Source organism: Arthrobacter sp. D3-18 (assembly GCF_054408525.1).
Genome location: NZ_CP096440.1, coordinates 3,446,377 through 3,470,183 on the forward strand (window position 1 = coordinate 3,446,377; position 23,807 = coordinate 3,470,183).

Sequence of the window (23,807 nt, forward strand, 5' to 3'; positions counted from 1 at the left end):
TCAGATTGATTGCTTTGGGAAACTAAAGATGCGAGGAGTGTCTAAGTTGTGGGGCCCGCTCTGCGCCCTGTTTTCGGGCAATTGGGCGCAGAGCAGGCCTCACAACGCAGTCAGCCCCCGCACGGTGTTCCGTGCGGGGGCTGGCTGTTTGGCTGCTAGTTTCTTTAGTCGCTCTAGTTGTCCAAATGAGTGGGGCCGAACATCTTCAGCAGTGTTTCAACCACGACGACGTTGGGTCCGTCTGCTTCGAAGGACGCCTTGAGCGCGTCCCCCACTTCCTCGGGCGCAACCCTGCGGGCCGGGACGCCAAAAGACTCAGCAAGCTTCACGAAGTCCGGGCGGGCGAGTTCGGTGGCGGTGGCTTGGCCGAAGGCGCCCACCATGTATTCGCGCAGGATGCCGTAGCCGCCGTCGTCCACGATCAGCCAGGTGACCGGGACGTTGTGCTGCTTGGCGGTGGCGAGCTCGGAGATGGAGTACATGGAGGAGCCGTCACCGGATACGGCGAGCACGCGACTCGGCTTGCCAGTGGTTTCAAGACCCACGGCACCGCCGATTGCCGCTGGGAAGCCGTAACCCAGGCCTCCAGCGCCCTGGGCGGAGTGGAACTGACCCTGCCGGGCGTCCCAGCAGCTCCAACCCCAGTAAGCGGAGATGGTCATATCCCAGAACGTCTGCATGTCAGCAGGGACAGCCTCGCGGATGTCCGACATGAACTTCAGTTCCTTGGCCAGGTCCTGTGATTCCAGGCGTGCCTTGACCTTGACCAGGGACTCCTTGACCACATCTTCCGGGCTGGCGCCGTGCCAGGACCGCTGGGCGGCGTCCGCGGCTCCAGCTGCTGCGAGGGCTTCGTCCAAGGCTGCGAGTGCTTGCCCTGCGTCGGCACGGATGCCCAAACCAGGCCGGTTGGATTCAAGGACCCGGGGCTCGGCGTCGATCTGGATGATCCGGCCCCGGGGTTCAAACGTGAAGTAGTTCGAGGTCACCTCACCCAAGGAGGAGCCGATCACGATCAACACGTCGGCGTCTTCCAGGACGTCGGTCATGTACCGGTCCTCGATCCACGACTGCAATGACAGCTCGTGAGTCCACGGGAACGCGCCGTTACCACCGGGCGTGCAAATCACCGGTGCGCGCAACTGCTCTGCAATCGAGAGCAACGACTTCTCAGCCCGGCCACGGCGCGTACCGCCACCGGCGATGATCGCCGGACGTTCCGCCGTCGAAAGCCACTTCACGGCCTCGCGGATCAGCTCGACGCGCGGCGGGTTATCGAATGCCTCGGCGAGGGCGTCCTCAACCGGCGGCACCATAATGGGGTCCAGCAGGACGTTCTGCGGGATTTCGATCCAGACTGGCCCTGCGGCGAGGAGATGGCCTCGGTCCAGGCGTCCTGAATGGCCGACGGGATACCGGAAGCGTGCTGGATCAGGCGCTGGCTCTTGGTGACGTTCGCGGCCGAAGCCTTCTGGTCATCAAGCTGGTGCAGCATGCCCTTACGGCGAGCGCCGAGACCGTCGAGCGGGATCTGGCTGGCCACAACCACCATGGGAACACCCGTAGCGTAAGCCTCCTGCAAACCAGCAAGGGACGTCAGTGCGCCCGGACCGGTGGACAGGAACAGCACACCTACCTCGCCGGTGGCACGGGAGTAACCATCAGCGGCGAACGCCGAGTTGTTCTCCACACGGGAGGACACAAAGTGCAGGTTGCCGCGGCCCATGGCATCGAACAGCCCGAGAGCGTGCTGGCCCGGAATGCCGAAGACCGTCTTGGCGCCCAGGGCCTCGAGGGTCTCGACGACGAGGTCCCCGCCGTTGCGCTGGTTGGTGCCCTTCGTGGGGGCTGCCGTGCCGGGGTCGAAATCAATCATCGCTGGTCTCCGGCTGTTCCGGTTGCCTGTGCGAGTTCTGCCATGCGAGCGCCGAGCGCCTGCTGCGCGTAACCGTTCGGGGCACCTTGGCGGTCGCCTTCCACGGCGTTGTCCGCCATGAGGGTCACGAGCTCGTACGCTACGTGGCTGCCTGCAACACCGGTGATCTCTGCGTGGTCGTAGGCAGGAGCAACTTCAACAATGTCCGCTCCAACGAGGTTCATGCCGCGGAAGCCACGGATGATTTCGAGAAGTTCGCGGCTTGTGATGCCGCCGGCTTCGGGGGTGCCGGTGCCGGGTGCGTGGGCCGGGTCCAAAACGTCGATGTCCACAGAGATGTACAACGGGCGGTTGCCGATGCGATCACGGATCTTGGCTACGGTTTCCAGGACGCCTTGGTAGTAGACGTCAGCGGAGGTGACGATTCCGAAGCCGAAGCGGTGGTCGTCGTCGAGGTCCTTCTTGCCATACAGGGGGCCGCGGGTACCTACGTGGCTGATGGCTTCGGTGTCCAGGATGCCTTCTTCCACCGCACGGCGGAACGGGGTGCCGTGGGTGTACTCAGCGCCGAAGTACGTGTCCCAGGTGTCCAAGTGGGCGTCGAAGTGGAGCATCGCAATGGGCTCGCCTGCCCGCTCCGCTGCTGCCCTCAAGAGCGGGAGTGCAATGGTGTGGTCGCCACCGAGGGTTACCAGCTTGCTGCCGTTGGCCGTGAGGTCCAAGGCGTTCTGCTGGACAGTCTCGATTGCCTCGTTGATGTTGAACGGGTTCACAGCCATGTCGCCGGCATCGGCAACCTGGATGTTCTCGAAGGGACTGACGTCCCAGGCAGGGTTGTACGGGCGCAGGAGTCGGCTGGCTTCGCGTACGTGGTTGGCACCGAAGCGCGCGCCGGGGCGGTAGGAGACACCGGAGTCGAAGGGAACGCCGACTACTGTGACGTCAGCCTTGGAGACCTGGTCCAGCCGGGGCAGGCGGGCATAGGTGGCGGCACCGGCGTAACGCGGAATGCGGGATGAATCGATGGGTCCAAGGTTCCCGTTGGCCGTAATGCGAAGCTCTTCCAAAATATGCCTCTCCTTCGAGTTGGGTCAGTGGCTGTGACTCCCATCATACACTCGAAGTTGCCTTATATGCATCACCTGTTTACAAATCAGATTCGGGCGCTTGCGGCATGAGATGCCGGTCACAGCGGGCGTTAAGATTCCATAAAAACCGGGGTCCCGACGTCGAATACGGTCATACGCTCCTAGCGGACGCAGCATCCGGCTGCACGAAAGGACACCGTGACAACCCTTACGAGGCCCCCGGCCGACCCGGCCGATAAGCCCAAAAATTCCTTCAAGCTCAAATCCTGGCTGCTGGAAGGAATGCCGGACACCTCAGGGAAACGGCAGGGACCTCACGGGCGTCCTGCGGACTCGCATAAGCCGCAAGCCTGGTGGAAGGTCATGTGCCTCACTGGACTCGACTACTTCTCCACACTCGGCTACCAGCCGGCCATCGCCGCCCTTGCCGCCGGATTGCTCTCCCCATTGGCCACGCTACTTCTGGTCCTGGCAACCCTCGCCGGCGCGCTCCCCGTCTACAGGCGCGTGGCCAAGGAAAGCCCCCGCGGCGAAGGGTCCATCGCCATGCTCGAACGCCTGCTTCCACGATGGGGAGGCAAGCTCTTCGTCCTTGCCCTCCTTGGCTTCGCCGCAACCGACTTCATGATCACCATCACGCTCTCCGCCGCCGACGCCACAGCCCACCTCATCGAGAACCCCTTCGCCCCGCATTTCCTCGAAGGCCAACAAGTAGTCATCACCCTGGCTTTGATCGCCGGCCTGGGCGTCGTCTTCCTGCGCGGATTCAAGGAAGCCATCAACGTGGCCGTAGTGCTGGTGGCGGCGTTCCTTGCACTCAACCTGGTGGTGATCGCCGTCTCCATGACTCACCTCTTCACGGAATCACGCGTCATCACCGACTGGTGGACCGCACTCACCACCTCCCACGGCGACCCCATCATGATGATCGCCTTGGCACTACTGGTGTTCCCGCGCCTGGCACTGGGACTCTCCGGATTCGAGACCGGCGTCGCCGTCATGCCCCAGATCAAAGGCCACGCCACAGACACCGAAGCCAACCCTGCAGGCCGGATCAAGGGTGCCCACAAACTCCTCACCACCGCCGCCATCATCATGAGCTCGTTCCTCATCACGTCCAGCTTCACCACCGTCATGCTAATCCCCGCCGCAGAATTCCAAGACGGCGGCAAGGCCGAGGGCCGCGCGCTCGCCTACTTGGCCCACAAATTCCTCGGCGACGGCTTCGGAACTGTCTACGACGTCAGCACCATCGCCATCCTCTGGTTCGCAGGCGCGTCAGCCATGGCCGGGCTGCTGAACCTTGTCCCCCGATACTTGCCCCGCTACGGCATGGCACCGGCTTGGGCCCGGGCTCTCCGCCCACTCGTCCTGGTGTTCACAGTCATCGCCTTCTTCGTCACCATCATTTTCCAGGCGGACGTCAACGCCCAAGGTGGCGCCTATGCCACAGGCGTGCTGGTCCTGATTACCTCTGCCTCAATAGCCGTAACCCTGTCCGCGAGGCGAAAGAAGCAGCGGGCGCAGGTCATTGGATTTGGGCTGATTTCGCTCGTTTTCGTCTACACCACCGTGGTCAACTCGATCGAGCGCCCCGACGGCCTGAAGATTGCGGCCCTCTTCATCCTGGGCATCATGGTGGTCAGTTTTACCTCCCGCATGCGCCGCGCTTTCGAGCTCCGCGCAACCCACATCAAGATGGACGAGAAAGCCCTCGAATTCACCGCCAACGCCGCCGAAGGACCTGTCCGGATCATCGCCCACGAGCCCAAGCACCTCAGTGCCAGCCGTTACAGGGAGAAGCTTCAGCACGCTCAGCAGGCCAGCCACCTGCCCGTTGACTGTGACGCCGTATTCATCGAAGTCATCGTGGACGACAGCTCAGATTTCGAGCAGGAGCTCCAGGTGGTGGGAAAGCTCCGGCATGGGTTCAAGATCCTGGAGGTGCACAGCAACAATGTGCCCAACACCGTGGCCGCAGTACTCCTCCACATCAGGGACGTCACCGGGTTCATGCCGCATATCTACTTCCGCTGGACCGAGGGCAACCCGATTTCCAACCTCAGCAAATTCCTGTTCTTTGGTGAAGGAGAGATCGCGCCGGTAACGCGCGAAGTTCTGCGGGAAGCCGAGCCGGACATCACCCGCAGGCCGTGGGTGCACGTGGGCTAACCGCCGGGATTCGCGCGCCGAGACTACAGATAATGCCCATGTTTGTTGCAAACATGGGCATTATCTGTCACCTCGCGGGGAAGCCCAGGGCTAGCGGCTCGCCGCAGGAACCAGGACCCAGAGCACCTCGACGGTCTCATCCGTGGGGTTGATCCACGTGTGGGGTTCACGGCCGGGGAAGGAGAGGGTGTCCCCTTCTTCAAGGTCATACTCCTCATTGGTGAGGATGAGCTTGATCCTGCCCTTGACCACGTGCAGGACATCTACATCGCAGTCCACGGCGTAGAGCTCATTTTCACCACGGCCCCGCGGCTCGATGGTGGCCTGCAGGATTTGAAGCCGCCGCTCCGAGCGGGCTGTCAACAAACGCTCCACTATGCCCTGGCCACCCAGGGAGATGCGGGGGCCGTCGTCGCGCTTGGTCAGATGGGTCTCCGGAGCTGCGAACAAGTCGCCTACGGATACGGACAACACTTGGCAAAGAGTGACCAGCGAGGCGACCGACGGCGATGTCAGGTCACGCTCCACACGGCTGAGGAAGCCCTTGGTCAGCCCGGTAGCATCTGCCACCTGCTCGATGGTGAGGCGCTGCGCTTGCCGGGCTGCGCGGATTCTGGAACCGATGGCAACGGGAACATTGCTCGGTTCAACGGGTAGAGCCTTCATTCACGAACCTTTCAGGCCTGTCATGTGGCCCTGTCATTGGAGCAATAGTAGCCGGGAGACAGGCCGAGAGCGCCAGAATACGCGGAAGCATGACTAAAGGATCTTGACTGTTACTCCCATCACAACATATCCTCATAGGCAACAAGTGTTGTCTGTGAGGCACACAGCACCTCCCCAATCTCCAATCGTCAGCACAGAGACTTCGACGCTTCGCAGGAGTATCGTCGAAAACCCCAACCTCCGTGCATCAGCTCCAAGGACCGTTCATGGAATCTTCGGCTATAAACATCGCAATCGTGGTGGTGTACCTGCTCGCCATGCTGGCATTCGGCTGGTGGGGCAAGTCCCGCACCAAGAACAACAGCGACTTCCTGGTGGCCGGCCGCCGCTTGGGACCCTTCCTTTACACCGGCACCATGGCCGCAGTTGTCCTCGGTGGCGCATCCACCGTGGGCGGCGTCGGCCTCGGTTACAAGTTCGGCATCTCCGGCATGTGGCTGGTAGTGGCCATCGGTTCAGGCGTGCTGCTGCTCAGCCTGCTCTTCGCCGGGACCATCCAGAAGCTCAAGATCTACACGGTCTCCCAGATGCTGACCCTCCGCTATGGCAGCACGGCAACCCAGACCTCGGGCATCGTCATGCTGGCCTACACGCTGATGCTGTGCGCCACCTCCACCGGCGCCTACGCCACCATCTTCGTGGTCCTCTTCGGCTGGGAGCGTTGGCTCGCCATCGCCATCGGCGGCGCAATCGTGCTCGTCTACTCCACCATCGGCGGCATGTGGTCCATCACCCTGGCCGACCAGGTACAGTTCGTCATCAAGACCGTGGGAATCTTCTTCCTCATGCTCCCCTTCGCCCTGAACGCTGCAGGTGGCCTCGACGGCATCCGAGCCCGCGTCGATGAGAGCTTCTTCGACATCGGCGGCATCGGCCTCCAGACGATCATCACTTACTTCGTCGTTTACACCCTTGGCCTCCTCATCGGCCAGGACATCTGGCAGCGCGTGTTCACCGCCAAGACCCCCACGGTTGCCCGTTGGGGCGGCGCTACCGCTGGCGTCTACTGCATCCTCTACGGCTTCGCAGGCGCCCTCATCGGCATGGCCGCCAGCGTGGCCCTCTCCGGCGTCGAAATCGCTGCCAAGGACGACGTCTACGCAGAGGTCGCTACCCGGCTCCTGCCCATCGGCATCGGCGGCTTGGTGCTTGCGGCAGCTGTGGCCGCCATGATGTCCACGGCGTCAGGCGCACTGATTGCTGCAGCAACAGTTGCCCGCGCAGACGTTATGCCTTTCGTTGCCAGCTGGTTCGGCAAGAAGGTAGACACCTCCGACTCCGACAACCCTGAGCACGACGTCAAGGCCAACCGTTACTGGGTCCTCGGACTGGGTATCGTTGCAATCATCATCGCCATCTCCACCAAGGATGTGGTGGCCGCACTGACCATTGCCTACGACATCCTGGTTGGTGGCCTCCTCGTAGCCATCATCGGCGGCTTGGTCTGGAAGCGTGGAACAGGCATCGCGGCTGCATGGTCCATGGCGGCAGGATCAGTGATAACCCTCGGAACCATGATCATCCTTGAGATCAACGCCGAAGTTCCCCTCGATGGCATCTACGCCAACGAACCCATCTACTTCGGTTTGATTGCCTCGGCTTTGGTGTACGTTGTGGTCTCCTTGGCGAGCAAGCCCACGGATCCGGCAGTCATGAAGGCTTGGACGGACCGCGTTGCCGGCACCCGAGTGGCCGAGGAAGAGCTCACCACCCCCGCTTCCTAGGCTGGCACTAAGCAAGGTTCAGGAAACAAGTAAGGTTCGACGGCGGCGCCTCCCCTTTTCGGGGCGGCGCCGCCGTTGCGTTATGTCCGGGAAGCATGCGTTGGAAGGCCCGCTCTACACACCAAAACCACCCCAAAGCGCGCAAAGCAGGCCCCACAACGCACACCCTCCGTTGGAAGGCCCGCTCTACACACCAAAACCACCCCAAAGCGCGCACACCGGGCCCCGCAACACACCCCACCAGTTGGAAGGCCCGCTCTACACACCAAAACCACCCCAAAGCGCGCACAGCAGGCCCCGCAACACAGCAGGCCCCGCAACACAGCAGGCCCCACAACAACACACCACACCCCCCAACGGGGCCCGGACAGCTATGGGATAGGGTGGTCCCAGCTTCAAGAGATGTGGTGCCAAGCTCCGACTGGCCACACACCAACCCCATGTTCACGGGTGGTTCGGATGAGGAAGCGGCCCGTCCCGGACCAGAGACAACCGAGCGGGCAAGAGCACTCCCCCAAGGAGCAGTCCCTTGCCGTACCAAGGCGATACCACTCAGGTAAACACAACGTCAGCGCGCACCCTCGCCAAAACCGCCACACGAACAGTGGCGGTGATTCCCGCCGTCGACCTCTTCCTGGGCACGGTGACCATCACTGCCAAGGCTGGAACCGAGCAGTTCAGACATGCCCAACCGCAACTTATCGCGCAGGCGTTGGCGCAAGCCGTCCGGCCGACGAGCTGGTGTGAGTCGTCCAAGACCCTAACGGTGACTGTTGCCGCCGTCGGCAAACGGGCGGGCCTCCAACGTCACTTCACACTGAGGCACGAGGAACAGGCTTAGATTTCCTCGTCTTCCTCGCGGAACTCTTCGGTTTCGTCAAGGGGGACAACGCGTTCGTCGTCCTCGGGGACGTCGACTTCCTCCACCCAGGGCTCGTCCACTTCCTGGTCTTCGGCGTAGTCGTAGGCCGGGTCGGACTCAATGGTTGTCCGTTCCGGGTAGTTGGCGTGTGATTCGGTGGTGTTCATGGTGCAACCTCCGTCTCTTGGGCCTGTTCTGGTGGGCGCTTCAGCCCGTTGACCCGAATGCAGGAATCCAGTGGCGGGAGGGTCCCACCCCTGTCCTTCCATCTGAGCACCGGCACAGGCGAGGGTCAAGGAAATTACGGTGCACCGAACATTCCAGTTACGGAATACCAGCCAAAAATCCGCGCGGATAAGCGGTAGTGTGGGGCGTGCAATGGGGCCGCAACTACCCCACCAAGCACAGGAGACAAAGTGCAGATGCACCAGGAATCCCATAGTTCGTCGAGCTCCGCTCCGGACCCAACCCCCGAATCAGCAGCCGCCGAAAACGCCGCGACTCAGCCAGCGACGCCCTCGCATGCGGACATCCGCCGGTGGCGCCAGTACCTGGCCGATGAGCGTGCCGAGGCCGCCGTCTACCGCGAACTGGCGCAGCGACGCGACGGCGAAGAACGCCAAATCCTGCTCGCCCTGGCCGAAGCCGAAGGCAGGCACGAAGCCCATTGGCTCAAGCTTCTTGGCGAGCATGCCGGTATGCCCAAGGCAGCTTCCACCCGCAGCCAGTTCCTGGGCTTCCTGGCCCGCAACTTCGGGTCAGTGTTTGTCCTCGCTTTGGCACAGCGCGCCGAAGGCCGTTCCCCGTACGGTACCGAACCTGCCGCGACGCCTGCCATGGTGGCCGATGAACAAATCCACGAAGAAGTAGTCCGGGGCTTGGCCACGCGTGGACGCAACAGGCTCTCCGGAACCTTCCGCGCCGCCGTTTTCGGTGCCAACGACGGCCTGGTCAGCAACCTTTCCTTGGTCATGGGCATGGCCGCAACCGGCGTGCCCAGCCCCGTGGTGCTCATGAGTGGCGTCGCGGGTCTCCTCGCCGGGGCCCTATCCATGGGTGCAGGCGAGTACGTTTCGGTTCGTTCCCAGCGGGAACTCCTTAACGCCACGTTGCCCACGCAGGCCACACTGACCGCAGCGCCGTCATTGGACATCGAGCACAACGAGCTGGTCCTGGTGTACTTGGCCCGTGGCATGACGCGTGAAGCCGCGGAGCATCGTGCTGCCGAGCGCATGGGATTGTTTAGCTGCGACTGCGACCCCAGCCTCTCCTTGCAGCCGGAAAAGCCACCCACTGACGATCACGAATCCGTCGGTTCGGCGTGGGGTGCAGCGATGTCCAGCTTCTGTTTCTTCGCCTCGGGGGCAATCGTGCCCATCCTGCCGTTCATTTTCGGCATGACGGGCATCGCCGCCTTGCTGGTGGCCGGCGTTCTGGTGGGCATCGCGCTTCTGGCTACCGGCGCCGTCGTCGGCTTGCTGTCCGGAACCTCGCCGCTGAGCCGCGGGCTCCGGCAGCTTGCCATCGGCCTGGGAGCGGCGGCGGCCACGTACGGGCTGGGCCTGGCGTTCGGGGCAGCGATCGTCTAAGTTTGGACGGCTCGGTCCGGAGACCGTAATGTTGGTTCGTCCTCCGCGCTGCCCCGCGTGACCAGGGCATCAGGAATGGAGAACCGTGGACCCGGAGCGGGAAGCAACGCGCGTGCCGAAACACCGACGCACTGGAACAGCCATGCGTGTTCTCCGCGGCGTCCTCATGGCCATCATCGCCGCCGTCGTTGCCGTTCTGGTCAGTGGATTCCTGCAGGGCGACCCTCGCATCACTGCGCTGTTCCCGGGTGTGAGCGTGCCGGGAACCACACAGGACCAACCGGGTGGAGCAGAACCGGCGCGCCCCCTCGACGCGCCGCCGCCCGGACTTGAGGAGGCGGAAGCCCCACTGGCCTCGCCCCCAGCGCCCGGCACCACCAACGATTCGTACAAGTTCCTGGCCACCAACGACGACGGTACCCCGGTAGGCTACTCGCCTTGCCGCCCGCTCCATTACGTTGTGAACGATGCGTCCGCACCCCTTGGTTCCGAAGCCCTCCTGACCGCTGCCCTGGCAAATATTTCCGCGGCGTCCGGCATTCAGTTCATCGACGACGGCACCACGGACGAGTTGCCAGTGGACCGGCGTGAACCATACCAGCCGTCCAAGTACGGCGACCGGTGGGCTCCCCTGCTGATCTCCTGGACCACACCCCTGGAAGCACCTGCGCTGGCAGACAACGTCATCGGCACGGGAGGCAGCACCATGTACTCCCTCAACAAGGGACCCAAAAGCTACATCACCGGGAGCTTGGAGCTGGACACGCCACAGGTAACGGAACTGCTCGCCAGTCCCGGCGGGGCTGACTACGTCTTGGCGGTGATGCAGCACGAGCTGGGCCACGTCATGGGCCTGGACCACGTGGATGACCCGATCCAACTCATGTACCCGGAAATCGGGGCCCCCGACGGACTCGCGGCGGGCGATCTTAATGGCCTGCACCTACTTGCTTCGGCACCCTGCCGCAAGGACATCTGACTCTTTCGCGCCTCAAGCATTCCCGGCATGGACTCCCGGTGGAGTGGGACTTATGCTGACGAATACGGCCGACGGCGGCGCCCCACTTCCCGCCGCAGCCGCCACGTCAGGGGGTTCCATGGAACCTTACGGGTCGCCCAAGTGGCCGGACCCCGATCCCCCTCGTCCGAATTACCTTCCGCATGCCCCACGCCCGCCGGACCCTCCACCGGTCAGGCCGCCGATCAAGCACAGCAGCATCGCGGCCATCCTGTTCCTTTTCAGCGTGCTGGGCCTGGTGTGCGCGGGAGCCTACTTCAGCGGCGAACTCCAGCAGCTCCTTTACGGATCGTCCGCCACTCAGAGCGAGGCGCCCCGACCCGGGCTGGTACCGTTTGGCCAACGCCAGGAGCCCGTCCCGGGACTTGAGGAAGCTGACGCACCGCTGGGAACGCCGGCACCATTGAACCGCACCAGTTCCTCGTACAAGTTCCTGGCCGTCAAGGAAGACGGAACTCCGCTGGCGTACTCGCCGTGCCGGCCCATCCACTATGTGATCAACTCGGACCTCGCACCGCCCTCCTGGCAGCCGCTGGTGGAAGAAGCCGTGAGGCAGGCGGGCGAAGCCACTGGATTGAAGTTCATCTACGACGGCCCCAGTTCCGAAATTCCCTCCCCCAACAGGTCCGGGTACCAGCCCGAAAGGTACGGAGACCGCTGGGCTCCTGTCCTCATTGCGTGGAGCACGCCGGAGCAGGTGCCACGCCTGAGCGGGCAGACCGTGGGCCTTGGCGGAAGCTCCTCCATTGGCCTCAGCAACGGCTACAAGGCCTATGTGACAGGCACAGTGTCCCTGGATGCCCCACAATTCGCGGATATCGTGGACGCTCCCAGCGGAGAAGAGATCGGCGTAGCAGTCATCATGCACGAGCTGGGACACGTCCTCGGCTTGGACCACGTGGATGATCCCCGCCAGCTCATGTTCGACCAAGCGTCCTGGGTGCGCGGCTACGCTGCGGGCGACCGGACGGGTTTGGCCCAACTGGGCACCGGCCCCTGCAGCAAGGACTTCTGAGGGCCTACCCGGCAACCACTGCTAGCGCGTCCTCCACCGTATCCACCAGGAAAATCCGGTCTTCCATGGGCTTTCCGGCCGCGAGGCTCCGCAGCATGGGCCAGGCAGGAAACGTCTGTTCCCAGTGTTCGCGGCCTACCAGAACCATGGGCGTGATGGTCTCGGGGGCTCCGTAGTAGTTCTCGCACGCGTCCTGGAAAATTTCCTGCACTGTCCCTGCGGCGCCCGGGAGAAACACGATCCCACCGTTGCAGAGCTCCAGCAGGATGGCTTCGCGGACAGCGTTGGCGAAGTATTTGGCGATGTGGGTGGCGAACAGATTTGGCGGCTCATGCCCGTAGAACCATGTTGGAATACCGAGCGTCGGGGTGCCGCCAGGATAACGTTCGACGACGGCGGCTGCTTGCCGAGCCCAAGCCGTCACGGAGGGCATGAACCCCGGCACAGCGGCGAGCGCCCCAAGCGCGTCGGTGGAGTCGGCGTCGGGCAGTCCGCTTAAGTAGGCGCCAAGGTTGGCGGCTTCCATGGCGCCGGGACCCCCGCCCGTGGCTACCGTAAAGCCCGCTTGGGCCAGCAGCCGTCCCAACTGCGCGGCGTCGGCGAATTCTTTGGTTCCCCGTTGCGCGGCGTGTCCACCCATGACGCCCACCAGCTTGGTTCCGGACAGCGCGCCATGGTCCAGCAGCTCGTCCAAGGCGTCGCCGATTGCGTGATCGTGCAATGCTGCGGCGAGGGTGGCGTCCAGGCTGCCCCGCTGCCCGGGTAGGATGCTCCACTGGTAGACGCGCGCATCGAGAGTGGATTCGTACTCCGTGGAAGCGATGTCCTCGTACAGTTCACTAGCCGTGTAAACGCTGCTTCGGTACGGGTTGAAGGGCACGTTGTGAAGCTGGGGGAAGATGAGGGCTCCGCGCCGGCGGAGGCTCTCTTCCACACCGTCATCGAAAGTGCACCCCAGGAAGATCGCGCCTTGGGGATCCAGCGCCTTCAGGTCCCGTGAATGGCCCCGAAGGTCCAAAGACTGTGCGTGCCAGCCGTTCATGGACTCTGCCCCGGCGCTTACCAGTTGGTGGAAGTGGATGACGCTTTCGACGTCGAGCGTTCGCGGACTCGGGTTCAAGGCTCCGGAGCGATTCATGGTTTCAGCGTAGTGGTCCGCCGGGCTCGACGGCCGGGTGTTTGGGTGTGCGGCAGCAGTCCGGTGCATCATGAAGCATGAAGAGTTCAAGAGTTGTTCGTCCGCGCATCGGCGTTCCGGTCCGTCTCAGTAGTTCGGACACCCCCGATGCCCGCGTGGGTGAAGCCAACGAGCTCTTTACGTACATTGTGGACCTGCTGCGCGAGGCAGGCGCAGTTCCGGTGCTGTTGACCCCTGTTTCCGCTGACAGCGCCGGGCGGCTGGCCACCGAGATGCAAACGCTCGACGGCGTGTTGTTGCCGGGTGGCGGCGACATCAGCCCACGCCTCTATGGGCAGGACCCTGTCGATTCCCTTTACGATGTGAACCCCGAGCAGGACCACCTGGACATGGACGTTGCCCGGGCGACAATTGACGCAGGGCTGCCGCTGTTAGGCATCTGCCGCGGACACCAACTGCTGAACGTCCTCTACGGCGGAACACTGATCCAGGACATGGCGCCGTCGGCGGTCAACCACAACGGCCTGGATCCGCACGATCCCGAGGCCAGCGAATGGGTCTGGCATGATGTCCTGCTAACGGCCGGTTCCAAGGCTGCAGGCCTGTATGGATCTCCTGATGGAAGTACCATCAAGATCGCCTCGGGACACCATCAGGCCGTGTCCAGGGTAGGCGAAGGCCTGCAGGTCACGGCGGTGGCGGATGATGGAACCTTGGAAGCCTTGGAAGACCCTTCGCGGTGGGTCGTTTCGGTCCAATGGCATCCGGAGGCCTCCCAGCTGCCCGACACTGAGCGGTTGATGCCCTTCAGGAATTTTGTGGATGTTTGCCGGAACCCTACCCATGGTCCATCTGCCGGAGTACAGTAGCGCTCACTGCATCGCTTTCACACCGCTGATAAACGGGGCAGTGTATAACTCCATTCGAAATGACGTCCTGGGGGCGTCGTAAGTTTGCCGGCTGGGGGGCCCAACATCTGCTCAAGGAGCATGGTTGTGGACCGTCCAAAATACGCTCGTCGTCATACCCGCTTATCATTCATCAGCACCCGTTCATTCGTCCGGCGAATCCTTGGATTCCTGCTGGGCCTTTCTGTTGCCCTTTCTTCGCTGGTCTTCGGCTTGGCCATGCCCGCTTCGGCAGCCGTACCTCCTTGCCCAGGCACCGGCGGTGCGCAAATGATTGTCGCTCATACAGATGACGATCTGATCTTTGTCAGCCCGGACTTCATGCGGGATGTTCAAGCAAAGCGTTGTGTCCAGACGATCTACCTCACTGCGGGTGATGCCGGAGAGGGCCAATCCTATTGGGCCGGCCTTGAGGACGGGATCCGGTCAAGCTACGCCTTAATGGCGGGGGTCGCGAACGCATGGACGGCGTCGGACGCCGGCGTTCCCGAGCGTCCGGTAACTGTGCACACGCTCAACGCGGCGCCGAATATCTCGGTGGTTTTCCTGCGGCTCCCGGACGGCTTCCCCAACGGTAATGGCAGCAGCCGTTTCAATGGCCAGAGCATCCTGAAGTTGTGGGACGGACGCATTTCTTCAATTCGACCTGTGGACGGATCGGCCACCTATTCAAAATCGCTGCTGCAGACGGTGTTGAACCGGCTGGTTGCCAACTACAAACCCACCACGTTCCGCACCCAGGACTGGACAGGCAATTTCACCACTCCCTATGACCACAGCGACCACTGGGCTGCGGCAAAGTTCGGGCAGTTGGCCACTCGCGCCTACACCGGACCGCATACCTCGTCCGCGTACGACGCTTACGTGATCGACGAGTACGCACAAAACGTGCACGGCGCCGAACTCACCAGCAAGGTCAACACCTTCAGGCACTTTGCCGAATTCGATGAGTTCCTGTGCGGGAACATCTGCCCGGACGTGCCTTACAGCGACTGGCTAAAACGGCAGTACATCACCGCCATCGAGTGGACCGGCAATGCGGCGAAATCGGCAGGAACCACCGTCTCAGCGTCTTCCCAGAGGGCCTCGGGACAGAGTCCGGAGAAAGCGCGGGACGGATATGCCTGGGGAACCCCCATGGATGCCAACCGGGAGTGGGTCACCAATGGCGGCCGTGCAGGGAGTTGGATCCAGTACAACTTCACCCCCGCACGGACCATCAACGCCGTGACGCTTTTTGACCGCCCTCTACCCAGTGACCAGGTAACCGGTGGCAATCTCACCTTCTCGGATGGAAGCACAGTCCCGGTTTCCGCCCTCCCGAATAACGGGTCAGGACTGACAGTGAATTTTCCTGCCAGGACCGTCAGCTCCGTGCGCTTCAACATCAGCTCCGTCAGCGGTTCCACCACCAACGTGGGCCTGGCGGAGTTCGAGGCGCACATCACCGCTGACGTCGTTGCCCCCGTGGTGACAGCTACACCCGCGGGCGGCACCTATGACATCGGGCAAAAAGTCACGCTGACCGTGAATGAGCCGGCTACCATCTACTACACCGTGGACGGGTCCACGCCCACAGTGGCCAGCAGCAAATACGCCACCCCCATCACTGTGAACGGCCCGCTGACCCTGAAGTACTTCGCGGTGGACTCTGCGAACAATCCCTCCGCCGTGGTCACGCAGACATACTCCACCGGCCCGGATGTGACTAAACCGGTGGTAACGGCAAACCCGGCGGGCGGCGCCTACGCTCCCGGCACCACCATCACCCTCACGGTCAACGAGGCCAACTCGGTGATCAAATACACCACCGATGGTACCGACCCAATGACAGCCGGACAGGTGTACTCCACACCGATAGCGTTCCCCGGCACAGCTCCAATGACGCTGAAGTACTTTGCCACGGATCCTGCGGGGAATGTCTCCACCGTGGTCACCCAGACGTACACCGTACCGCCGGACACCACGGCTCCCGTGGTCACCGCCAACCCCACCAGCCGGGCCTTGGCCAGCGGGGCCACCGTCACCCTCTCGGCGAATGAACCAGGAGCGGCCATCTACTACACCACCGATGGCAGCACACCCACGGCAACGGAATCGGCCACGAATATCAAGTACGCGGCTCCGATTGTCATGGGGAATTCCACCCTCATCCTCAAGTACATCGGGGTGGACACCGCGGGCAACACTTCGTCAGTGGGCAACCAGACGTACACCGTGCCCGCCGCCGGACCTCCGTCGGCCCATGATTACAACGGTGACGGCAAAGCCGATGTCCTCGCCTCCGACACTGCCGGCAATTTGTATCTTTACCCAGGAGACGGCGCAGGGGGCCTTTTGCCCCGGCAGGTAGCCCTGCCAGCACCTGCATGGTCCACCGTGACTGACACCATCACCCCGGGTGACTTCAACAAGGATGGCAAACCTGACCTGTTGGCCCGTGCCGGTGACGTCCTGTGGTTCTACCCAGGCAACGGTGCAGGCAGCTTCGGGGCTCGGGCACAGGTCAGTACCGGCTGGAGCACCATGAGCCAACTGTTCTCCCCCGGAGACTTCAGCGGCGACGGTATTCCGGACTTCATTGGCCGGCTCAGCTCAGGGGAGTTGCGGCTCTACGAAGGCAACGGAACCGGTGGTCAGCGGACGCCCACCACCATTGGGTCCGGCTGGAATGTTATGAATGCAATCTTCAGCACGGGGGACTTTAATGGAGATGGTAAGGGAGATGTGCTGGCGCGACGCTCGGACACAGGCGCCCTCTGGCTGTACCCCGGAAACGGAACCCGCGGATGGCTTCAATGGAAGCAAATCTCCACGGGTTGGGACAATCGAACATCGATGGCAGGGCCCCGCGACCTCAACGGCGATGGCAGCAACGACGTCATAGGCCGCATCGCAGACACCCTGTGGCTGTATCCCGGCACAGGCAGTGGAGCGTTCAGCACCGTGCCGCCCATCAGCCTCGGCACCGGCTGGCAGGCCATGAAGATCATCGCCTAGCCAGCCCCTTGGACCTGGCGCGGGTCGGAGTTTTCCCCCAGACTCTTCGGCCCGCGTCAGCTAACGTGAAGAACGACGACGGCCCGTCACCTTCCGTGGGGAAGGTAACGGGCCGTCGTCGTAAGTCAGCTGTAAAGGCTAGAGCGTTGCGTAAACTTCGCGCAGCAGCTTGGCGGTCTCGGACGGCGTCTTGCCGACCTTCACACCAGCGGCTTCGAGAGCTTCCTTCTTGGCCTGGGCCGTACCGGCGGAACCGGAAACGATGGCGCCAGCGTGACCCATGGTCTTACCCTCGGGAGCGGTGAAGCCGGCAACGTAGCCAACAACCGGCTTGGTGACGTTGGCCTTGATGAAGTCGGCTGCGCGCTCTTCAGCGTCGCCACCGATCTCACCGATCATGACGATTGCCTTGGTTTCCGGGTCAGCTTCGAAAGCTGCCAGGGCGTCGATGTGCGTGGTGCCGATGACGGGGTCGCCACCAATGCCGATCGCAGTGGAGAAGCCGAGGTCGCGGAGTTCGTACATCATCTGGTAGGTCAAGGTACCGGACTTGGACACGAGGCCGATGGGGCCCTTGCCCGTGATGTTCGCCGGGGTGATGCCAACCAGGGCTTCGCCGGGGGTGATGATGCCGGGGCAGTTCGGTCCGATGATGCGGGTGATCTGCTTGCCGTCAGCGTCCACCTTGGACTGGGCGAGTGCCCAGAATTCGGCGGAGTCCTGAACAGGCACGCCTTCAGTGATCACAACGACGAGGCCGATGCCGGCTTCAATTGCTTCAACCACGGCGTCCTTGGTGAATGCCGGGGGAACGAAGACGATGGAGACGTCGGCGCCGGTTTCAGCGATGGCTTCCTTGACGGTGCCGAAGACGTTGATTTCCTTGTCGCCGTGCAGGACCGTGGTGCCGGCCTTGCGGGCGTTGACGCCACCAACAATGTTGGTGCCGGCCTTGAGCATCAGGGCGGTGTGCTTGGTGCCCTCACCGCCGGTGATGCCCTGAACGATGACCTTGGAGTCCTTGTTGAGGTAGATAGACATTGTCGCGTCCCTTTACTTAGCTGCGTTGGCGAGCTCGGCGGCCTTGTCGGCGCCCTCGTCCATGGTGGCGGCCAGGGTAACCAGCGGGTGGTTGGCCTCGGTCAGGATGCGGCGGCCTTCCTCAACGTTGTTGCCGTCGAGGCGAACTACCAGCGGCTTGTTCGCGGAGGTACCAAGCTCAGCCAGTGCACCGACGATGCCCTTGGCAACGGCGTCACAAGCAGTGATGCCACCGAAGACGTTCACGAATACGCTCTTGACCTGGGAGTCGCCAAGGATAACGTCCAGACCGTTGGCCATGACCTCGGCGGATGCTCCACCGCCGATGTCCAGGAAGTTGGCGGGCTTCACGTTGCCGTGGTTCTCGCCGGCGTAAGCAACGACGTCGAGGGTGGACATCACAAGACCGGCGCCGTTGCCGATGATGCCTACTTCGCCGTCCAGCTTGACGTAGTTGAGGTCCTGCGCCTTGGCCTTGGCCTCGAGCGGGTCAGCTGCGTCTTTGTCTTCCAGGTGTGCGTGGTGCACGTGGCGGAAGTCAGCGTTCTCGTCCAGGGAGACCTTGCCATCGAGGGCAACGATCTCGCCTGCGCCGGTACGGACCAGCGGGTTGACCTCAACCAGGGTTGCGTCTTCCTTCTTGAAAACGTCCCAGAGCTTCAGAATGACGTCGGCTACCTTGCCGCGCAGTTCCTCGGCGAAACCAGCGGCTGCAACGATCTCGTCAGCCTTGGCCTGGTCGATGCCCACAGCGGGGTCGATGGCGATCTTGGCCAGGGCCTCGGGACGCTCGACTGCAAGCTGCTCGATTTCCATGCCGCCTTCTACCGAGCACATGGCCAGGTAGTTGCGGTTGGCGCGGTCCAGGAGGACCGAGAAGTAGAATTCCTCGGCGATGTCAGCACCCTGGGCGATCATCACCTTGTTGACGGTGTGGCCCTTGATGTCCATGCCCAGGATGTTGGTGGAGTGCTCAAGTGCCTCTTCGGCGGTCTTGGCAACCTTGACGCCGCCAGCCTTGCCGCGGCCACCAACCTTAACCTGTGCCTTTACGACAGTTACGCCGCCGATCTTCTCGGCAGCTGCCTTCGCTTCTTCAGGAGTGTGCGCCACGATGCCGGCGAGCACGGGTACACCGTGCGCCTCGAACATATCGCGCGCCTGATATTCAAACAGGTCCACGGTTTAGTGTCCTTCTACGTCGAAGTAGTTTTCTGTTCAGCCGGGAACCGCGATGACCGCGATAGCCAGCTGCGGAAAGTACGCGGTAACAACCGGGATTGAAGCCGGTCACATTGCGTAAGGTCCTCTCGGAACTTTAGCCCTTTGAGGAGTCCCGCCAGCTACACACTACCTGTTAAGTGAGTAACCTTACACTTCTATCGGATGTAGAAAAACCGCATAATGGCGCGGTTTTTGGGCTGTCGGAGGGCGTTCGGGAACGGTTCAGGACACATCTTTCAGGTTCCCGCGGACCGTTTTGCCGCCGTCGGAAATCAACTGGTATCCCTCGCGGTTCACGAAGAATGCCACCCCACCTGAGACGTTTCCGCAGGCAACGCCGCCGTTATAGGCCGAACACCGGAGACCGTTGCGCTCGATGTTCTGCCCGTCCGGAAGCTCCCGGAGTTTGGAGATGGGACCCCCGCCACTGCCCTTCGGCCCGAACTCTGACTCCATTTGTGTTACGCCCGAACGACATGAGCCGTAGACCGCCTTCTCAGGAGTCAGTAGTGCCGTCCCGCCGAGGTAGCCAAGGCCTGTTCCCGCGCAATCCTCCACAATGTCATCCAGTTCCGGTTTGGCATACTTCGCCAACTCGCAATGAGCCACAGGTACAACTGCGAACTTGTTGTTGGCCGCGTCGGAGTAGGAGTTGGCCTCATAGGGCAGGTTGAGGTGCCCGCCCCGGGAAGATGTCAGGGCGCACACGATGTTCTTGTCAGCAGTGACGAACGCCGTAACGTCCTCGCCCGCGGACAGGGTGGTCTGCTCGGTGACAGGAACCTGTTGGAGCTGCTCCAGCGGCGGCAAAGGAGCCGGTGGCACATAGTCGGGATCTTCGGTGGCGAAGGAGCATCCGGTGGCCAGCACCATGATCAAGGCGGCCAGGATCCCCCAAACAGTCCGTCGCATGCCCCTCATTATGCCGTGCCGTTTCATGCATCGAGTTTGGTCAGGGGTGCGTACCGCAACAGCAGCCGCTTCTCGCCGACGTCGAACTTCACCTTCGCAACCGTCTTGTCCCCCGCGCCTTCGATGCCCAGCACCACGCCGTTGCCGAAGCTGGTGTGGTTGACTTTGTCTCCCACCACCACGGAAATGACTTCTTTCTGCGGCTGGACCCTGTTGCGTACGACGGCGGCAGGGACGTCGGCGTCGAACCCTGCGGTTGGGCTCGCGGCAGCACCGCGGGACGTGCCCGCACCCCAGAACGAGCCACCATAACGGTTGGACCCGATGGGGGCGCTCCCCCAGCCACCCGCGGCCTGACGGCTCATTCCCTCGCGCTTCCACTCCACCAACTCGGACGGAATCTCTTCCAGGAACTGGCTGGCGGGGTTGTACTGGCTCTGGCCCCACATGCTGCGGACCTCAGAGCGAGTCACGTAGAGACGCTTGCGTGCCCTGGTGAGGCCCACATAGGCCAGTCGCCGTTCTTCCGCGAGTTCCTTGGGATCCGTGGCGGAGCGCTGGTGCGGGAAGATGCCGTGCTCCATGCCGGTGAGGAAGACCACCGGGAACTCCAGGCCCTTGGCTGTGTGCAGCGTCATGAGCGTGACAACGCCCATCCGCTTGGCCTCCGCGACGGCGGCATCGATGTCCGCCCCCGGGGCATCCGGAATCTGGTCGGCATCGGCCACAAGGGAGACCTGCTCCAGGAATTCGCCGAGCGAACCGTCCGGATTGTCGCGTTCGTATTCCCGGACGACTGCCACCAGTTCGGCGAGGTTCTCCACCCGGGATTCATCTTGGGGATCGTTGCTGGCCCGCAGCCCGGCCAAGTAGCCGGTCTGTTCGAGGACGGCTTCCAACGCAGCGGCAGCACCAGAGCCGGAGGCTACCTCCGCAAGGTCATCGAGCAGCTTAACGAAGCCCAGGACGGCGTTGACGGAGCGTGTGGCCATGCCGGGCGCTTGGTCGGCACGGCGCGCAGCGGCCATGAACGAGGTGCGTTCCCGTTCGGCCAAGGCAGCCACGGCGCCCTCAGCACGGTCGCCGATCCCGCGTTTGGGTTCGTTCAGTACCCTGCGGAGGTTGACGTCGTCGTCCGGGTTCACCAGGACGCGAAGGTAGGCCAGGGCATCCTTGATTTCCTTGCGCTCGTAGAAGCGCGTCCCACCAACAACCTTGTACGGCAGTCCCACCCTGACCAGAACGTCTTCAATGGAACGCGACTGTGCATTGGTGCGGTAGAAGATGGCGACGTCGCCGGGACGCAGGCCTTCCTCATCCTGCAGCCGGTCGATTTCCTTGGCGATGAACTGGGCTTCGTCGTGTTCGTTCTCACCCACGTAGCCAATGATTTTCTCACCGTCACCTTCCGCGGTCCACAAACGCTTTTCCTGGCGGTTGGGATTGCGGGAGATGACCGAGTTGGCAGCGCTGAGGATGTTCTGAGTGGAGCGATAGTTCTGCTCCAGTTTGATGGTGCGGGCGTTGGGGTAGTCGTGTTCAAACTCCACAATGTTGCGGATGTCCGCCCCGCGGAAAGCATAAATGGACTGATCGGAATCGCCCACCACCGTCAGTTCGCTGGGAGCCACGTCCGTGTCCGTTCCCAGGCCCACGATTTCCCTGACCAGTGCGTACTGCGCGTGGTTGGTGTCCTGGTACTCGTCCACCAACACGTGGCGGAAGCGGCGCCGGTAGGATTCCGCGAGCGCAGGGAAGGCCCGGAACATGTACACGGTTTCGGCGATGAGGTCATCGAAGTCCATCGCATTGGCTTGCCGGAGACGCTGCGTGTAGCCCTTGAACACCTCGGCCACAGCTTGTTCGAAGGGGTCGTTGTGGTTTGCCGAGGAGACGTAGGAGTCGGCATCAATGAGTTCGTTCTTGAGCGCCGAAATCTTGTGCTGGATGGCCTTGGGTGCGAACTTCTTGGGATCCAGGTCCAGGTTCTTTGCCACGAGGGTGATCAGGCGCAGCGAATCAGCGGAGTCGTAGATGGAGAAGTTCGAATTCAGCCCGACGTTGGCAGCTTCCCGGCGCAGGATGCGCACGCAGGACGAGTGGAACGTTGAGATCCACATGCCCTTTGCGCGGGCGCCGACCAAGGCTTCGATGCGTTCCCGCATTTCGGCCGCCGCTTTGTTGGTGAAGGTGATGGCCAGGATTTCGCCGTGATGCGCACGCTTGGTGGCAATGAGGTAGGCGATCCTGTTACTCAGTACACGGGTCTTCCCCGAGCCTGCGCCCGCAACGATCAGCAGCGGGCTTCCGGCATGCTTCACAGCCTCTTCCTGCTGCGGATTCAGTCCCTGGAGAAGTGCCTCAGCGGTCGGCAACCCGTGGGCCCCCTGGCCGCCCCATCCCCCTGGGGCGGGCGCTTGGGAAGCGTTCCCTGACCCGCCGGTTCCCTCTTGGAGGCGGGGCCCGGAGGCACCTCCGCCGGAATGGGAAAGCTCCGGGGCAGCCTTGACTGCGGCTTTGGTGCCAGCTTTGAAGGGTCCGTCTGCGTAGGGGTCAAACAACATATCCATGGTGCCTACCAGTCTAGGCGGTGCCCCTGACACTATAAGGTCGCCGTGGTCAGCAGCAGTGAATGCTAGGCAAATTGGGGAACAGAGGTGAGGGCTGCACTCAACTCGCGCACCGCCGTCGGGCCTCCCGCCACGAACCAATTCAATCCGTTGACCTGCACGACGGCGGTGTCCCCGCCGGCAGCGCGGACGATCGCCTTGCCGGGGAGCCAGTCCCATTCCGGGCAGCTGTGCTGGAACCAGCAGCCGAGCTCCCCGTCAGCCACCCGGCCGAGGTCGCAGGAGCCTGACCCGAACATGCGCAGGGACGCCGCGGACACCGCGGCCGCGTGCCAGGGCATGGCAGCCCGCGGGTCTGCGAGCCAAGTGGGGTGGATGTACGTCGCTGCGGAGATTTGGCCAACGGGGAGGTCGCCCGAACCGGTGATCGCCTCGCCGTTCAAGGTGGCCGGGCGCTCTTCCCCTCCCAGCCAGAGCTTATCCAGTTCGGGCTGGTAGATGGCCCCGAGCAACACGTCCGGATCGGCAACCGGGTTGCCGCCATGGTCCGAATCGTCACGCTTGAGGGCAATGGCCGAGCACCAGTACGTGGACCCGTGCAGGAAGTTGTAGGTGCCGTCAACGGGGTCGATCACCCAGGTCCGGCCGCTCGTCCCCGCAAAGGAGGCACCCTCCTCGCCGAGGATGCCGTCTTCCGGACGGCAGCGCCGCAACTGTTCCAGGACATAAGCCTCGGCCGCGTGATCGGCTGCAGTGACGACGTCGGACACTGACGTCTTGCGTTCGCCCTGCAGTCCACCCATCCGCATGAGCAGCGCCAGCTGGCCCGCCTCGCGGACCAGGGCGCTGGCCAGTTGGTAGTCATCCAGTGATGGATCGAGTTCAGTTGCTGTGTGCCTGCCGGTGGTCATGGATCCAGCTTATGTGGCGGAATAATGGATGAC

The 23,807-nt window shown here is 62.8% G+C and carries 17 protein-coding genes, 1 pseudogene and 1 riboswitch; of the genes and pseudogenes, 8 read left to right on the forward strand and 10 right to left on the reverse strand.

Features of this window, described 5'->3' with window-relative positions:
* Positions 1–173: 173 nt before the first annotated feature.
* Together M1D89_RS17950 and speB are read right to left on the reverse strand one after the other, a co-directional pair.
* Positions 174–1,876: pseudogene (locus M1D89_RS17950) on the reverse strand (thiamine pyrophosphate-binding protein).
* Entirely contained in the window at positions 1,873–2,943 is a 1,071-nt protein-coding gene (gene speB, locus M1D89_RS17955; protein WP_402938302.1) for an agmatinase, read from the reverse strand. Before speB ends, M1D89_RS17950 begins: the two are co-directional and overlap by 4 nt.
* 219 nt (positions 2,944–3,162) lie before the next feature.
* On the opposite strand from speB, the gene M1D89_RS17960 reads away from it, so the two are divergent.
* Positions 3,163–5,136 carry an APC family permease gene (locus M1D89_RS17960; RefSeq protein ID WP_498645584.1) on the forward strand — a complete coding sequence of 658 codons (1,974 nt, stop codon included), beginning with the start codon at positions 3,163–3,165 and terminating at the stop codon, positions 5,134–5,136.
* Between the two features lie 90 nt (positions 5,137–5,226).
* On the opposite strand, the gene M1D89_RS17965 is transcribed toward M1D89_RS17960, so the two are convergent.
* Positions 5,227–5,802 (reverse strand): helix-turn-helix domain-containing protein, encoded by a 576-nt coding sequence (locus tag M1D89_RS17965; protein ID WP_024819844.1) that lies wholly within the window; start codon positions 5,800–5,802, stop codon positions 5,227–5,229.
* Positions 5,803–6,068: 266 nt separating this feature from the next.
* On the opposite strand from M1D89_RS17965, the gene M1D89_RS17970 reads away from it, so the two are divergent.
* Both M1D89_RS17970 and M1D89_RS17975 read left to right on the forward strand, forming a co-directional pair.
* Positions 6,069–7,586: a sodium:solute symporter family protein gene (locus M1D89_RS17970; RefSeq protein ID WP_498645586.1), complete on the forward strand. Its 1,518-nt coding sequence runs from the start codon at positions 6,069–6,071 to the stop codon at positions 7,584–7,586.
* 393 nt (positions 7,587–7,979) lie between these two features.
* Positions 7,980–8,099, forward strand: a riboswitch (SAM riboswitch).
* Between the two features lie 16 nt (positions 8,100–8,115).
* The gene (locus M1D89_RS17975; protein WP_498645588.1) at positions 8,116–8,427 is read left to right on the forward strand and encodes a hypothetical protein; all 312 of its coding nucleotides are present in this window, start codon (positions 8,116–8,118) and stop codon (positions 8,425–8,427) included.
* Here the strand turns inward: M1D89_RS17975 and M1D89_RS17980 are convergent.
* A complete protein-coding gene (locus M1D89_RS17980; RefSeq protein WP_498645589.1) occupies positions 8,424–8,615 on the reverse strand; it encodes a hypothetical protein in 192 nt (63 codons plus the stop codon). The two genes, M1D89_RS17975 and M1D89_RS17980, sit on opposite strands and share 4 nt — an antisense overlap.
* Before the next feature lie 255 nt (positions 8,616–8,870).
* On the opposite strand from M1D89_RS17980, the gene M1D89_RS17985 reads away from it, so the two are divergent.
* From M1D89_RS17985 to M1D89_RS17995, 3 genes are all read left to right on the forward strand, one after another.
* A complete protein-coding gene (locus M1D89_RS17985; protein WP_498650990.1) occupies positions 8,871–10,037 on the forward strand; it encodes a VIT1/CCC1 transporter family protein in 1,167 nt (388 codons plus the stop codon).
* A gap of 142 nt (positions 10,038–10,179) precedes the next feature.
* Positions 10,180–11,016, forward strand: coding sequence for a matrixin family metalloprotease (locus M1D89_RS17990; RefSeq protein WP_498645591.1), 837 nt, complete (start codon positions 10,180–10,182; stop codon positions 11,014–11,016).
* A 52-nt stretch (positions 11,017–11,068) separates the two neighbouring features.
* Positions 11,069–12,070 carry a matrixin family metalloprotease gene (locus M1D89_RS17995; protein WP_498645593.1) on the forward strand — a complete coding sequence of 334 codons (1,002 nt, stop codon included), beginning with the start codon at positions 11,069–11,071 and terminating at the stop codon, positions 12,068–12,070.
* Between the two features lie 4 nt (positions 12,071–12,074).
* On the opposite strand, the gene M1D89_RS18000 is transcribed toward M1D89_RS17995, so the two are convergent.
* Positions 12,075–13,208, reverse strand: a complete 1,134-nt coding sequence (locus M1D89_RS18000; protein WP_498645595.1) for an LOG family protein — start codon at positions 13,206–13,208, stop codon at positions 12,075–12,077.
* 77 nt (positions 13,209–13,285) lie between these two features.
* Between M1D89_RS18000 and M1D89_RS18005 the strand changes: the two genes are divergently transcribed.
* Together M1D89_RS18005 and M1D89_RS18010 are read left to right on the forward strand one after the other, a co-directional pair.
* Positions 13,286–14,077, forward strand: a complete 792-nt coding sequence (locus M1D89_RS18005; RefSeq protein ID WP_498645597.1) for a gamma-glutamyl-gamma-aminobutyrate hydrolase family protein — start codon at positions 13,286–13,288, stop codon at positions 14,075–14,077.
* Between the two features lie 309 nt (positions 14,078–14,386).
* Positions 14,387–17,116, forward strand: a complete 2,730-nt coding sequence (locus M1D89_RS18010; protein WP_498645599.1) for a chitobiase/beta-hexosaminidase C-terminal domain-containing protein — start codon at positions 14,387–14,389, stop codon at positions 17,114–17,116.
* A gap of 138 nt (positions 17,117–17,254) precedes the next feature.
* On the opposite strand, the gene sucD is transcribed toward M1D89_RS18010, so the two are convergent.
* The 5 genes from sucD to M1D89_RS18035 all read right to left on the reverse strand — a co-directional run bounded on the left by sucD (position 17,255) and on the right by M1D89_RS18035 (position 23,774).
* A complete protein-coding gene (gene sucD / locus M1D89_RS18015) occupies positions 17,255–18,157 on the reverse strand; it encodes a succinate--CoA ligase subunit alpha (RefSeq protein WP_091465756.1) in 903 nt (300 codons plus the stop codon).
* 12 nt (positions 18,158–18,169) lie between these two features.
* On the reverse strand, positions 18,170–19,339 hold the full coding sequence (gene sucC / locus M1D89_RS18020) for an ADP-forming succinate--CoA ligase subunit beta (RefSeq protein WP_498645601.1): 1,170 nt from the start codon (positions 19,337–19,339) through the stop codon (positions 18,170–18,172).
* A gap of 264 nt (positions 19,340–19,603) precedes the next feature.
* A complete protein-coding gene (locus M1D89_RS18025; protein ID WP_498650991.1) occupies positions 19,604–20,302 on the reverse strand; it encodes a hypothetical protein in 699 nt (232 codons plus the stop codon).
* Positions 20,303–20,316: 14 nt separating this feature from the next.
* Entirely contained in the window at positions 20,317–22,863 is a 2,547-nt protein-coding gene (gene pcrA / locus M1D89_RS18030; RefSeq protein ID WP_498645603.1) for a DNA helicase PcrA, read from the reverse strand.
* Positions 22,864–22,928: 65 nt separating this feature from the next.
* Positions 22,929–23,774, reverse strand: coding sequence for an inositol monophosphatase family protein (locus M1D89_RS18035; RefSeq protein WP_498645605.1), 846 nt, complete (start codon positions 23,772–23,774; stop codon positions 22,929–22,931).
* Positions 23,775–23,807: the final 33 nt, after the last annotated feature.

Coding starts and splice junctions, on each gene's coding strand:
- M1D89_RS17965 (WP_024819844.1), bottom strand. CDS start 5,802: ATGAAGGCTCTACCCGTTGAACCGAGCAATGTTCCCGTTGCCATCGGT.
- M1D89_RS17970 (WP_498645586.1), top strand. CDS start 6,069: ATGGAATCTTCGGCTATAAACATCGCAATCGTGGTGGTGTACCTGCTC.
- M1D89_RS17980 (WP_498645589.1), bottom strand. CDS start 8,615: ATGAACACCACCGAATCACACGCCAACTACCCGGAACGGACAACCATT.
- M1D89_RS17985 (WP_498650990.1), top strand. CDS start 8,871: ATGCACCAGGAATCCCATAGTTCGTCGAGCTCCGCTCCGGACCCAACC.
- M1D89_RS17990 (WP_498645591.1), top strand. CDS start 10,180: ATGCGTGTTCTCCGCGGCGTCCTCATGGCCATCATCGCCGCCGTCGTT.
- M1D89_RS17995 (WP_498645593.1), top strand. CDS start 11,069: ATGCTGACGAATACGGCCGACGGCGGCGCCCCACTTCCCGCCGCAGCC.
- M1D89_RS18000 (WP_498645595.1), bottom strand. CDS start 13,208: ATGAATCGCTCCGGAGCCTTGAACCCGAGTCCGCGAACGCTCGACGTC.
- M1D89_RS18005 (WP_498645597.1), top strand. CDS start 13,286: ATGAAGAGTTCAAGAGTTGTTCGTCCGCGCATCGGCGTTCCGGTCCGT.
- M1D89_RS18010 (WP_498645599.1), top strand. CDS start 14,387: ATGATTGTCGCTCATACAGATGACGATCTGATCTTTGTCAGCCCGGAC.
- sucD (WP_091465756.1), bottom strand. CDS start 18,157: ATGTCTATCTACCTCAACAAGGACTCCAAGGTCATCGTTCAGGGCATC.
- M1D89_RS18025 (WP_498650991.1), bottom strand. CDS start 20,302: ATGAGGGGCATGCGACGGACTGTTTGGGGGATCCTGGCCGCCTTGATC.
- pcrA (WP_498645603.1), bottom strand. CDS start 22,863: ATGGATATGTTGTTTGACCCCTACGCAGACGGACCCTTCAAAGCTGGC.
- M1D89_RS18035 (WP_498645605.1), bottom strand. CDS start 23,774: ATGACCACCGGCAGGCACACAGCAACTGAACTCGATCCATCACTGGAT.